This window comes from Mycobacterium montefiorense, assembly GCF_003112775.1.
GTDB lineage: Bacteria > Actinomycetota > Actinomycetes > Mycobacteriales > Mycobacteriaceae > Mycobacterium > Mycobacterium montefiorense.
Map to the genome: position 1 here is coordinate 20477 of NZ_BFCH01000014.1, position 12639 is coordinate 33115.

12 protein-coding genes are annotated in these 12639 nt (G+C 68.2%); 9 read left to right on the forward strand and 3 right to left on the reverse strand.

The window, feature by feature from the left end; all coding sequences use genetic code 11:
- Window positions 1-4: 4 nt before the first annotated feature.
- Window positions 5-958, reverse strand: a complete 954-nt coding sequence (dapD, locus tag DB708_RS09510; protein WP_108921743.1) for a 2,3,4,5-tetrahydropyridine-2,6-dicarboxylate N-succinyltransferase — start codon at window positions 956-958, stop codon at window positions 5-7.
- A gap of 117 nt (window positions 959-1075) precedes the next feature.
- Between dapD and dapE the strand changes: the two genes are divergently transcribed.
- Window positions 1076-2152 (forward strand): succinyl-diaminopimelate desuccinylase, encoded by a 1077-nt coding sequence (gene dapE, locus DB708_RS09515; protein WP_108921707.1) that lies wholly within the window; start codon window positions 1076-1078, stop codon window positions 2150-2152.
- Here dapE and DB708_RS09520 read toward each other — a convergent pair.
- Entirely contained in the window at window positions 2149-4275 is a 2127-nt protein-coding gene (locus tag DB708_RS09520) for an AAA family ATPase (RefSeq protein ID WP_165839789.1), read from the reverse strand. The genes dapE and DB708_RS09520 overlap by 4 nt on opposite strands.
- Window positions 4276-4375: 100 nt before the next feature.
- On the opposite strand from DB708_RS09520, the gene DB708_RS09525 reads away from it, so the two are divergent.
- The 7 genes from DB708_RS09525 to DB708_RS09555 all read left to right on the forward strand — a co-directional run bounded on the left by DB708_RS09525 (window position 4376) and on the right by DB708_RS09555 (window position 10022).
- Window positions 4376-4939, forward strand: coding sequence for a TIGR00730 family Rossman fold protein (locus tag DB708_RS09525; protein ID WP_108921708.1), 564 nt, complete (start codon window positions 4376-4378; stop codon window positions 4937-4939).
- A 33-nt stretch (window positions 4940-4972) separates the two neighbouring features.
- On the forward strand, window positions 4973-6757 hold the full coding sequence (gene fadD6, locus DB708_RS09530; RefSeq protein WP_108921709.1) for a long-chain-acyl-CoA synthetase FadD6: 1785 nt from the start codon (window positions 4973-4975) through the stop codon (window positions 6755-6757).
- Window positions 6696-7664, forward strand: a complete 969-nt coding sequence (gene folP / locus DB708_RS09535) for a dihydropteroate synthase (RefSeq protein WP_108921710.1) — start codon at window positions 6696-6698, stop codon at window positions 7662-7664. Before fadD6 ends, folP begins: the two co-directional genes overlap by 62 nt.
- The gene (locus DB708_RS09540) at window positions 7661-8656 is read left to right on the forward strand and encodes a glucosyl-3-phosphoglycerate synthase (protein ID WP_108921711.1); all 996 of its coding nucleotides are present in this window, start codon (window positions 7661-7663) and stop codon (window positions 8654-8656) included. Before folP ends, DB708_RS09540 begins: the two co-directional genes overlap by 4 nt.
- A gap of 47 nt (window positions 8657-8703) precedes the next feature.
- Window positions 8704-9066, forward strand: coding sequence for a DivIVA domain-containing protein (locus DB708_RS09545; RefSeq protein WP_108921712.1), 363 nt, complete (start codon window positions 8704-8706; stop codon window positions 9064-9066).
- Window positions 9063-9641 carry a DNA-3-methyladenine glycosylase I gene (locus DB708_RS09550; protein ID WP_108921713.1) on the forward strand — a complete coding sequence of 193 codons (579 nt, stop codon included), beginning with the start codon at window positions 9063-9065 and terminating at the stop codon, window positions 9639-9641. The genes DB708_RS09545 and DB708_RS09550 overlap by 4 nt, the downstream gene beginning before the upstream one ends.
- 213 nt (window positions 9642-9854) lie before the next feature.
- Window positions 9855-10022 (forward strand): DUF3117 domain-containing protein, encoded by a 168-nt coding sequence (locus DB708_RS09555; protein ID WP_003406247.1) that lies wholly within the window; start codon window positions 9855-9857, stop codon window positions 10020-10022.
- 26 nt (window positions 10023-10048) lie between these two features.
- Here DB708_RS09555 and glgA read toward each other — a convergent pair whose 3' ends face one another.
- The gene (gene glgA, locus DB708_RS09560; protein ID WP_108921714.1) at window positions 10049-11212 is read right to left on the reverse strand and encodes a glycogen synthase; all 1164 of its coding nucleotides are present in this window, start codon (window positions 11210-11212) and stop codon (window positions 10049-10051) included.
- Window positions 11213-11424: 212 nt separating this feature from the next.
- On the opposite strand from glgA, the gene glgC reads away from it, so the two are divergent.
- A complete protein-coding gene (glgC, locus tag DB708_RS09565) occupies window positions 11425-12639 on the forward strand; it encodes a glucose-1-phosphate adenylyltransferase (RefSeq protein WP_108921715.1) in 1215 nt (404 codons plus the stop codon).

Genomic DNA, 12639 nt, shown 5'->3' on the forward strand with positions numbered 1-12639 from the left:
TGGCTCAGTTGGCGTGCAGCTCCTCGTTGAGGGCGATGCCCTGACCGCCGCGGGCCACCACTTCCACGGCCCCGCTCACCGAATTGCGGCGGAACAACAGGTTATTGCCGCCGGAGAGTTCGAGTGCCTTCATCGTTTTGCTCTCGGGCGTGAGGACTTTGGTACCCGCGGTGATATACAGGCCGGCCTCGACGACGCAGTCGTCACCCAGCGAGATGCCCAAGCCGGCATTGGCGCCGAGCAGACACCGCTTGCCGATCGATATGACTTCGGTGCCGCCGCCGGACAGCGTGCCCATGATCGAGGCACCGCCGCCGATGTCGGAGCCGTCGCCGACGACCACCCCGGCCGAGATGCGCCCTTCCACCATCGAGGTGCCCAAGGTGCCGGCGTTGTAGTTGACGAAACCCTCATGCATCACGGTGGTGCCGGCCGCCAGGTGCGCGCCGAGGCGCACCCGGTCGGCGTCGGCGATGCGGACCCCGGTCGGCATCACGTAGTCGACCATCCGCGGGAACTTGTCGACGCCGTAAACACTCACCTGTCCCTTGCGGCGCAGCCGTGCCCGAACCGCCTCGAAGCCCTCGACCGCGCACGGTCCGTGATTAGTCCACACCACATTGGTCAATACCCCGAACAAGCCGCCGGCGTTCAGCCCCTGCGGCGCGACCAGTCGGTGAGACAGTAAGTGCAGCCGCAGGTAGGCGTCGTAGGCGTCGGCGGCCACCTCGTCGAGTGAGCCGATGACCGTGCGAACGGCGACGGTCTCGGTGTTGCGATCGTCGTCTCGTCCCACCAGTGCGGCCAGTTCCGGCGGAACGTCGGACAGCGCCAGGCGCGACGTGGCGCTGGCGTCCGATTCCGTCAGTTCCGGTGAGGGAAACCAAGTGTCGAGGATCGATCCGTCGGAGGCCAGCGTCGCCAACCCGATACCTGCAGCTCCAGTCACGGCGGTCAGGTTACTTCCTATGCCGAGCAGACGCAGAATCGCACCCCAAGGTGGCCGCAAGCGTGATTCTGCGTTCCCCCGGCAAGCGGGAGGTGCCCCCAGCTCGCCGACCACTACGCTGGTTGCGTGCTGGACTTGCATGGGGATCCGATCGAGTTGACCGCGTCGTTGGTCGACATCCCTAGCGAGTCGAGGCACGAAGCGCGCATCGCCGACGAGGTGGAGGCCGCGCTGCGGGCCCAGACATCCGGTTTCGAGATCATCCGCAACGGCGACGCCGTGCTGGCGCGTACCCGGCGGAACCTGCCGTCGCGGGTGCTGCTGGCGGGTCATCTCGACACCGTCCCGGTAGCCGAAAACCTGCCCAGCCGCCGCTCGAACGGCCCCGAGGGCGACGTGCTGTACGGCTGCGGCACCGCGGACATGAAATCCGGCGACGCCGTCTTTCTGCATCTGGCCGCCACGGTGACCGCACCGGTGCACGACCTGACGCTGGTGCTCTACGACTGCGAGGAAATCGACGCTGCCGCAAACGGTTTAGGCCGCATCGAGCGTGAGCTGCCGGATTGGTTGTCCGCCGACGTCGCGATCCTGGGCGAGCCCACCGCGGGTTACATCGAGGCGGGCTGCCAGGGCACGCTGCGAGTCATGCTCAGCGCCAGTGGAACTCGCGCACACTCGGCGCGGGCCTGGTTGGGCGACAACGCAATTCACAAACTGGGTGAGGTGCTCGACCGGTTGGCCCGATACCAGGCTCGCACCGTCGACATCGACGGCTGTGAGTACCGCGAAGGCCTGTCGGCAGTGCGCATCGACGGCGGGGTCGCGGGCAACGTCATTCCCGACGCCGCCTGCCTCACGGTCAACTACCGGTTTGCGCCCGACCGGTCGCCGGCCCAGGCGCTGCGGCACGTGCACGAGGTGTTCGACGGGATCGACGTGCGCATCGAGCAGACCGACGGCGCGGCCGGCGCGCTACCCGGCCTGTCGCAGCCCGCCGCCAAGGCTCTGGTCGAGGCGGCCGGTGGACAGGTTCGGGCGAAATACGGCTGGACCGACGTAGCCCGGTTCGCCGCATTGGGCATCCCGGCGGTCAACTTCGGACCCGGTGACCCCAACCTGGCCCACACCCGCGACGAGCGGGTACCCGTCGCCGCGATCACCGCCGCGGTGGACATGCTGCGGCCCTACCTGGGCGGCTAACCGCCCTGCTGCGCCTGCGCGGCTGCAGTGGCGGCCGCGGCATGCAAACCCGCCGCCGTCAGCTCCTCGGCCACCGCGCCCAGTGCCGCCCCGTCGCTGGTCGCCAATGCTTTCGCATGAGCCAGGGCAAGCCGTCCCAGCTCGCAGTCCACCTCGTCGCAGAGCCGGGCCAGCGGATCCACCGCGCGGATGTCGCCCAGGCGGACGGCCTCGTGCCAGACGCGCAGCGCCACCGCCGACTGCCCGCGGCGTTCGGCCATCCGCGCCGCGTCGCGGGCCGCGGCGATCGCCCCGTGCGAGTCGCGCTCGGCGGCCAGCCGCCAGGCCCGCGCCACACCCAGCTCGGGACTGAACAGCGCCGACTTGGTTCCATGCCGAGATTCCGCCCTGCTCAAGGCTTTTGCCGCACCGGCGATATCGCCCTGCTGGGCCAGCGCGGTGGCCAGCAGCATCAGCGACAGCGGACCCCACGAGTAGCCGGTGCGTTCTAGCGCGGTCGCCGCCGGGCCCAGCAGGGCGGTGGCTTCACCGAATCTGCCGGCGGCGATCAGCACGTGCGCCAGCAGCACCTCGCCGATCGCGCGGCCCGGCTGCTGCAATTCGGCGAAATCGGTGAACTGCTGGGCGAGTTCGGTCGCGGTGTCGAGCCGACCCGCCATCAGCAGGGTCGTGGTCTCGCCCAGGCCGACCGTGAACCGCAGCAGCCCCGGGTGCTCAGCGCCCAGCGCGCGCTGCGCGGCCGGCTCGACGTCGGCGAACCGGCCCTGGCGTGCCGAGCACAGCGTGGCGGCGCTGGCCGCCCAGGCCACCGCCTGGTCGTCGGCGGCCGGCGAGGCCAGCACTGCATGCGCGATCTCGACCGCCCGCTCGATGTTGCCCGCGTTCATCGCGAAGGTTGAGCTCAGCGCGTCGAGCGTGAGGCGCGGGCCGACATCGGGGACGCGATTGCGGATGGTCTGCAGGAACGCGGTGGCCCGCTCCGGCTCGCTGAGCATGAAGAACTGATTGGCTGCCCGCAGCAGCGTCCAGGTCATCAGCTCTGCGTCGGACAACGCCGCGGAGTCGACCGCGGCCAGCAGCGCCTCCGCCTCCCTGCCGCGGCCCTGGAACGCCAGGGAATTCGCCAGCGGCAGCCGCGCCGCCAGTGCGTCGGAGCGATCCGTCGCGGAGCGCGCCAGTCGCTCGCCGAGCGTGAGATCGCCGAGCCGCAGCGCCTGTTGTGCCGCGTCGACGACGTCGGCCACCGGCTGCGGGGCATCGCTGTCCAGGGCCAGGGACGCCAGCCGCAGCCGGTCGCTGAGGTGATCCATTGGCTGCTGGGACTGCAGCGTGACCAACTCGGTACGCCGCTGTCGGGCACCGTCGGCGCCCAGCGCGGTACGCGCGCGTTCGGAGAACAGCGGGTGAGCGGTGTACACCACCGGATCGTCTGCGCGCTCATCGCGCACCCGGGTTTCCGCCGCGCCCCACTCCTGGGCCTCGGCGACCGCGCCGTCGCCGGCCAGCACGGTGAGATCGGCCAGCGACAGCGGCTCCTCGACGGCGAGGTAGTCGAGCACCGCCCGCGCCGCGGCAGGCAACTCGGTGATGAAGGTGTCCACCTCCGCGGGGCTGGTGGCCTCGCCGGGCGCGTCGACGTCGATGCGGTCGAGCAGACCGTCGGTCCACAGCGCGGCGATGGCTTCGGGTGCCGCGTCCGCACGGGCGGTGACGATCATCCGGGCGGTGCCGGCCAGCGCCAGCTGGTAGACGAGCGTTGCCGACAGGATGTCCAGATCGTGGGCGTCGTCCACGATCAGCAGCAGATCGCCCTGTCGGTCACGGCTCAGCGACGCCCGGGCCGCCCGTAACAACGCGGCCGGCTTTCCGATGTCGGCGATATCGACGACGTGGCTGAAGGCACCGAACGGGACCACTCGTTCGGTTGGGGTTCCGGTGACCCATCGGATGAAAGTGTCCGGGTTCCGGCTACCGAAATGCTCGGCGGCCAACCGCGCCAGCGTGGACTTACCGACACCGTCGGGACCGAGCACTACGGCACCGCGCAGCGTCCCGTCACCCAGGGCTGCATCCAGCTGTTCCAGGGTGGACGCGTGCTGCGGGACGTTCCATCGAATCGGCATCGCCGAATTTTATTGCGGCGCGGTGTCCCGCTGGTGACTAGCTAGCACGAATGCCCCATACGTGCACGATCCGGGGGGCTTTGGTCTACCTTTGGCGGTTATGCGGCGGCAAGGCAAGTCCCCGACCGAATGGGCGGTTTGTGTGTACTGCGCGTCGGGACCGACGCATCCCGAATTGCTTGACCTGGCTGGCGAACTCGGCGAAGCGATAGCCGAGCGGGGCTGGACTTTGGTGTGGGGTGGCGGCCACGTTTCGGCGATGGGAGCGGTGGCCAGTGCGGCGCGCGCACGCGGCGGCCGGACCGTCGGCGCGATCCCCGAACAGTTGGTCCGTCGCGAGCTCGCCGACAAAAATGCCGACGAGCTGATCGTCACTGACACGATGCGCGAACGGAAGCGGATCATGGAGGACCGCGCCGACGCGTTCATCGTGCTGCCAGGCGGTATCGGCACCCTCGACGAGCTGTTCGAGGCGTGGACGACGGGCTATCTGGGTATGCACGACAAGCCCGTGGTGATGCTGGACTCGTGGGGGCATTACGAGGGCCTGTGGCTGTGGTTGAACGGATTGCTCGACAGCGGCTACATCTCGCAGGTAGCGATGGACCGGCTGGTGCTGGTCGATAAGGTGGGTGCCGCAATCGAGGCGTGCGCCCCTGACTGAGGTTGGCAGCGTCTAGGGGAATCGAGGGAGCACGTGTCCGACCACGCCAGGGGAACACGTAGACGGATCGGCCTGACCGATATTGCGTCGGGGCTGCCGGGCGTACTGGCCGACCTGCCGGTGATAGTGCGTGGCACGCTGACCGGGCTGTTCGCCCAGCCCAACTCCAACAAGTCGATCGGCAGCGTCTTCCAGGAGCGGGCTGCTCGCTACGGCGACAAGGCTTTCCTCAAGTTCGGCGACCAGCAGCTGACCTATCGCGAGGCCAACGCAGCCGCCAACCGGTACGCCGCCGTGCTGGCCGCGCGCGGCGTCGGCCACGGCGACGTCGTCGCGATCATGCTGCGCAACTCGCCCCAGACCGTGCTGGCGATGCTGGCCACCGTCAAGTGTGGCGCTGTCGCCGGCATGCTCAATTACCACCAGCGCGGCGAGGTGCTGGCGCACAGCCTGGGCCTGCTCGACGCCAAGGTGCTGATCGCGGAGACCGACTTGGTCAGCGCCGTCGCCGAGTCTGGTTCGGTGGGCACCGCCAGCACCCTGACCATCGAAGATCTGGAGCGCTTCGCGGCGGGCGCGCCGGCCACCAACCCGGATTCGGTGGCGGCCGTCCAGGCCCGAGACACTGCCTTCTATATCTTCACGTCGGGCACCACCGGCTTCCCCAAGGCCAGCGTGATGACGCATCTGCGCTGGCTCAAAGCGCTCGCGGCGTTCGGCGGGCTGGGGCTGCGGCTGAAGAGCTCCGACACCCTGTACAGCTGCCTGCCGCTTTACCACAACAACGCGCTGACGGTCGCGCTGTCGTCGGTGATCAACTCCGGGGCGACGCTGGCGCTGGGCAAGTCGTTTTCGGCGTCCCGGTTCTGGGACGAAGTCATCGAGAGCCGGGCCACGGCCTTCATCTACATCGGCGAGATCTGCCGCTATCTGCTCAACCAGCCGGCCAAGGACACCGACCGCAAGCACCAGGTGCGTGTGATCGCCGGCAACGGATTGCGTCCGGAGATCTGGAAGGAATTCACCAAGCGGTTCGGCATCACGCGGGTGTGCGAGTTCTATGCCTCCAGCGAGGGCAACACGGCCTTTATCAACATCTTCAACGTGCCCGGGTCGACGGGTATCGCGCCGATGCCGCTGGTGTACGTGGAATACGACCCCGACACCGGTGCTCCGCGGCGCGACGACAACGGCCGGGTGCGCCGGGTGCCGGCCGATCAACCCGGTCTGCTGCTCAGCCCGGTCAACCGGCTGCAGCCGTTCGACGGCTACACCGACAAATCGTCGAGCGAAAAGAAGTTGGTGCGCAACGCTTTTCGTGACGGCGACTGCTATTTCAATTCCGGCGACGTGATGAGTCCGCAGGGCATGCGGCACGCCGCGTTCGTCGACCGGCTCGGCGACACCTTCCGGTGGAAGGGGGAGAACGTCGCCACCACCCAGGTCGAGGCGGCGCTGGCGTCGGACAAGGCCGTCGAGGAGTGCACGGTGTTCGGCGTCGAGGTGCCCCGCACCGGCGGACGCGCCGGGATGGCCGCGGTTCAGTTGCGCGAAGGCGCTCAGTTCGACGGCAAGGCGCTGGGCCGCGCGGTGTACTCCCAGCTGCCCGGCTACGCGCTGCCGCTGTTCGTGCGGGTGGTCAAGACGCTGGAGCACACCACGACGTTCAAGAGCCGCAAGGTGGAGCTGCGCGAGCAGGCCTACAGCCCGGACGTGAAGGACCCGTTGTACGTGCTGGCCGGGCGTGACGAGGGCTATGTGCCGTTCTACGACGGATACCCCGAAGAGGTGGCGGCCGGTAAGCGACCGCAAGGCTGAAGCCCCCGCGGTGACCGGGCACTATGGACGGGTGCAGTCAACTCTGTGCGGCCGACCCGTCGCCGCGGATCGCGCGTTGGTCATGGCGATCGTCAACCGCACACCCGACTCGTTCTACGACAAGGGCGCGACCTTCAGCGATGACGCCGCCCGGGCCGCGGTGCATAAGGCCGTCGAGGATGGCGCCGACGTCATCGACGTGGGCGGCGTCAAGGCGGGCCCGGGCGACAATGTTGACGCGAACATGGAGATTGCCCGGCTGGTGCCATTCATCGAATGGCTGCGCGGCGCCTATCCGGACCAGCTGATCAGCGTCGACACGTGGCGCTCCGAGGTGGCCAGACTGGCCTGCGCGGCCGGCGCCGACTTGATCAACGACACCTGGGCCGGCGTCGACCCGGCCTTGCCGGAGGTCGCCGCGGAGCTGGGCGTCGGCCTGGTGTGTTCGCACACCGGCGGCGCGCAGCCGCGCACGCGCCCGTTCCGGGTGAGCTTCGGCACCACCACCCGCGGCGTGGTTGACGACGTGATTCGCCAGGTCACCGGTGCTGCCGAGCGGGCGGTCGCGGCCGGGGTGGCAGCCGAGGGGATACTGATCGACCCGGCGCACGATTTCGGCAAGAACACCTTTCACGGGCTGGTCCTGTTGCGCCACGTGAGCGAACTTGTTAATACCGGGTGGCCCGTGCTGATGGCTTTGAGCAACAAGGACTTCGTCGGGGAGACTCTGGGGGTGGAATTGACCGAACGTCTCGAGGGAACCCTGGCTGCCACCGCGCTGGCGGCCGCCGCCGGCGTGCGGATGTTCCGGGTACACCAGGTCGCGGCCACCCGGCGGGTGCTGGAGATGGTGGCCTCGATCCAGGGCACCCGCCCGCCGACGCGCACCGTGAGAGGACTCGCATGACGGCGTCGGAGCTGGTCGCCCGCGATCTCGCCCGCGGTGCCATCGCGGCCCGGCCCGGTGACATTTGGCTATCAGCCTGCAGCTCGAGTCGTCCCGGCGCGACCCTGGCACAGCTAGCGGAAGCCAAGGCGGGTCGCACCATTTCGGTGGTGCTGCCGGCACTCGACGAGGAAGAGACCGTCGCGTCGGTGGTGAACAGCATTTCACCGCTGGTTGACGGATTGGTCGACGAGCTGGTCGTGCTGGACTCTGGCTCCACCGACGACACCGAGATCCGGGCCATCGCGGCCGGGGCCCGGGTGGTCAGCCGGGAACAGGCCCTGCCCGAGGTGCCGACCCGGCCCGGCAAGGGCGAGGCGCTGTGGCGCTCGCTGGCGGTTACCAGCGGCGACATCGTGGTGTTCGTCGACTCCGACCTGGTTGACCCGCACCCGATGTTCGTGCCCTGGCTGGTCGGCCCGCTGCTGCTTGGCGACGGCATTCACCTCGTCAAGAGCTTCTACCGGCGGCCCCTGAAGGTCAGCGAGGTCGGCGACGGCTGCGATGCGGGCAGCGGCGTGGCACCGACCGGCGGCGGGCGGGTCACCGAGCTGGTGGCCCGGCCGTTGCTGGCGGCGCTGCGACCGGAACTCGGCTGCGTGCTGCAGCCACTGGGCGGCGAATACGCGGCCAGCCGGGAACTGCTGACCTCGCTGCCGTTCGCGCCGGGCTACGGCGTGGAGATCGGGCTGCTGGTCGACACCTTTGACCGGTTGGGCCTGGACGCGATCGCCCAGGTCAATCTCGGCGTGCGGGCGCACCGCAACCGGCCGCTGGGCGAGCTGGGCGCGATGAGCCGCCAGGTCATCGCGACCCTGCTGTCGCGGTGCGGAATTCCCGACTCCGGCGTCGGACTGACCCAGTTCGTCGCCGATGCCGACGGGTACACACCGCACACCTCTCCGGTGTCGCTGGCCGACCGGCCGCCGATGAACGGGGTTAGGCCCCGATAGGACCCACGCTCGCTGTCCTGTCGGCGGCATAGGGCACTATCGATTCCGTGGCGTTGGTTTTGCTCTACCTCGTGGTGTTGGTGCTGGTGGCGATCGTGCTGTTCGGTGCGGCAAGCCTGCTGTTCGGACGCGGCGAGCAGTTACCGCCCCTGCCGCGGGGGACGACGGCGACAGTGCTGCCCGCATACGGCGTCACGGGCACCGACGTCGACGCGGTCAAGTTCACCCAGGTGCTGCGCGGCTACAAGACCAGCGAGGTGGACTGGGTGCTGGACCGGCTGGCCCGCGAGCTCGAGGCGCTGCGGGGTCAGCTTGCGGCGGTCGACGCCGCCCCGGCCGCCAACGAAGCAGGCGATGTCGTCGACGCGCTGAAAAGCGAGGATGCGGCCCACAGCGAGGATCTGGCGTGACCGATGACGGGCGGATTCGCTGCAGCTGGGCGGTGGGTAAGCCCGGACCCGACTTCGACCTGTACCGCGACTATCACGATGAGGAGTGGGGCCGCCCGTTGCGCGGCCGGGTGGCGCTGTTCGAGCGGATGAGCCTGGAGGCGTTTCAGAGCGGCCTGTCGTGGTTAACGATCCTGCGCAAAAGGGAGAATTTCCGCAGCGCCTTCTGCGGGTTCGACATCGAGAAAGTTGCTCGCTTTAGCGACGCTGATGTGCAACGGCTGATGGCCGACGCAGGCATCGTCCGCAACCGGGCGAAGATTGACGCGACGATAGCCAACGCACGCGCGGTGGCCGAGTTGGGAACATCGGAAGACCTGTCCGACCTGCTGTGGTCGTTCGCGCCGCCGGCGCGGCCCCGTCCAGCCGACCTGTCCCAAATTCCTTCCACCACAGCCGAATCCAAGGCCATGGCCAAGGAACTCAAACAGTGCGGATTCCGCTTCGTCGGCCCGACCACCGCCTACGCACTGATGCAGGCGACCGGAATGGTCGACGACCACATCCGCGATTGCTGGGTCCCCTCGCCCAGGTGAGGGCCCGGGCGATCCGGCCCGGCAAACCAGGGCGGCAGCGCTCGAGAAGGTGCTAGGGACGGGTCTTGTGCATTTAGTGACCCTAATAGTGAACAATGGAGGGGTGAATTGGCAGTTCAATGTCGGGTATGGCTGGAAGTCTGCTGGCGGGGCTAGCTCGCCGCCGTCCAGGCTCGCGTGGACGAGCCAACTCGAATCTGGAGGGAGCACTCGATGGCGGCGATGAAGCCCCGGACCGGAGACGGTCCTCTGGAAGCAACTAAGGAGGGGCGCGGCATCGTAATGCGGGTACCACTTGAAGGTGGTGGCCGTCTCGTCGTCGAGTTAACACCCGACGAAGCCGCTGCTCTGGGCGACGAACTCAAGGGCGTCACCAGCTAAGTCCGTCACACCGAAGGTGTCGGCAACTACGAACACACCTTCCGGTAGATCTCCAGGGTCTGCTCGGCGACGTGCGCCCAGGAGAATTCCTCTATGCACCGCCCGCGTCCGGCGCCCCCGTAGCGCTCGGCTTTCGCCGGGTCCGCGACGAGTTCATTGACTGCTTTTGCCAATCCCGTCTGATATCCGATCGGGTCGTCGGCGTCGTAGTGCACCAGCGAGCCGGTGACTCCGTCGACGACCACCTCCGGTATCCCGCCGACATCGGAGGCCACCACCGCGGTGGCACAGGCCATCGCCTCCAGGTTCACGATTCCCAGCGGCTCGTATACCGACGAGCACACGAAAACTGTCGCCGCCGAGAGTATTTCGCGTAGCTCCCCGACGGGAAGCATTTCCCGGATCCAGAACACTCCGGTGCGGGTACGGGCGAGTTCTTCGACCGCGGTACGTACTTCGTCGGCGATCTCCGGGGTGTCGGGGGCGCCCGCGCACAGCACCAGTTGCACATCCGGGCTGAACTGGTGTGCGGCGGCCACCAGGTGGCCAACGCCCTTCTGCCGGGTGATCCGCCCGACGAATGCCACCATCGGCCGATTCGGGTCGACGCCGAGCTCGGCGAGCACCGAGCCGGTCTGCGCCGGCCCGGCCGGGAACCAGACGTCGCTGTCGACGCCATTGCGGACGACGTGCACCTGGCTTGGATCCAGAGTGGGGTAGACCCGCAGCACGTCCTCGCGCATTCCGGCGCTCACCGCGATGACGGCGTCGGCCGCCAGCACCGCGGTGCGCTCCACCCACGTCGACACCCGGTAGCCACCGCCGAGTTGTTCGGCCTTCCACGGCCGCAGCGGTTCCAGCGAGTGCGCGGTCAGAATGTGGGGAATGTCGTAGAGCATCGCGGTCAGGTGCCCGGCCATGCCGGAGTACCAGGTGTGCGAATGCACGACCGTGGCCTGCGCCGCGGCTTCGGCCATCACCAGGTCCGCGGACAGGGTGGACAGCGCGGCGTTGGCATCGAGCAAGCGGGGGTCGGGCTCGTGCGCAATGGCGCCCGGGCGGGGTGCACCCATGCAGTGCACGTCGACCATGCATAGTCGGCGCAGTTGGGCGACGAGCTCGGTGACGTGGACGCCTGCTCCCCCGTACACGTCTGGTGGATACTCCCGAGTCATCATCGCCAACCGCATATACCGCACCGTAGTTCGCGCGTGACACCGCCCGCGAGTCGGATGGGAAAGCGGCTGGTGATTCGGCGACGCCGCCGCGCGCCGGGCACCAAGATCGATTACGGTGAGCGACGCATCAAGTTTGCCAAATACCTTGACGGACAGCCCGTCAGAACACCGGCCGGGGGGATTCCCCCTGGCAGCGGTTCGCGACGGCCGATAGGTTTGGAGCCATGAGGGAAGCACCACACGTGCTGGGCATCGTCCTGGCCGGCGGTGAGGGCAAGCGGCTGTATCCGCTGACCGCGGACCGGGCCAAGCCCGCAGTTCCCTTCGGCGGCGCCTATCGGCTGATCGACTTTGTGCTTTCCAACCTGGTCAACGCCCGCTATCTGCGGATCTGCGTTCTCACGCAATACAAGTCGCATTCACTCGACCGTCACATTTCGCAGAACTGGCGGTTGTCGGGTCTGGCCGGGGAGTACATCACCCCGGTGCCCGCGCAGCAGCGCCTCGGCCCGCGCTGGTACACCGGCTCCGCCGACGCGATTTATCAGTCCCTCAACCTGATCTACGACGAAGATCCCGACTACATAGTGGTTTTCGGCGCCGACCACGTGTACCGGATGGACCCCGAGCAGATGGTCCGCTTCCACATCGACAGCGGAGCCGGCGCGACGGTGGCCGGCATCCGGGTTCCGCGGGCCGAGGCCTCCGCATTCGGCTGTATCGACTGCGACGAGTCCGGCCAGATCCACAGCTTCGTCGAGAAGCCGCTGGAGCCGCCGGGCACGCCCGACGACCCGGATACCACATTCGTCTCGATGGGCAACTACATCTTCACCACCAAGGTGCTCGTCGACGCGATTCGTGCCGACGCCGACGACGACCACTCCGATCATGACATGGGTGGCGACATCATTCCGCGTTTGGTGGACGACGGGCTGGCCGCTGTCTACGACTTCAACGACAACGAGGTGCCCGGTGCCACCGACCGCGACCGGGCCTACTGGCGCGACGTCGGGACGCTGGACGCGTTCTACGACGCGCACATGGACCTGGTGTCGGTGCACCCGGTCTTCAACCTGTACAACCGGCGCTGGCCGATTCGCGGCGCGACCGAGAACCTGGCGCCGGCGAAGTTCGTCAACGGCGGCTCGGCCCAGGAGTCGGTGGTCGGCGCGGGCAGCATCATCTCGGCGGCCTCGGTGCGCAACTCGGTGCTGTCGTCGAACGTGGTGGTCGACGACGGGGCGATCGTCGAGGGCAGCGTGATCATGCCGGGCACCCGGGTCGGCCGAGGCGCCGTGGTACGCCACGCGATCCTGGACAAAAACGTCGTGATCGGACCCGGCGAAATGGTCGGGGTGGATCTGGAAAAGGACCGGGAACGCTTCGCGATCAGTGCGGGCGGCGTGGTCGCGGTGGGCAAGGGCGTCTGGTTGTAA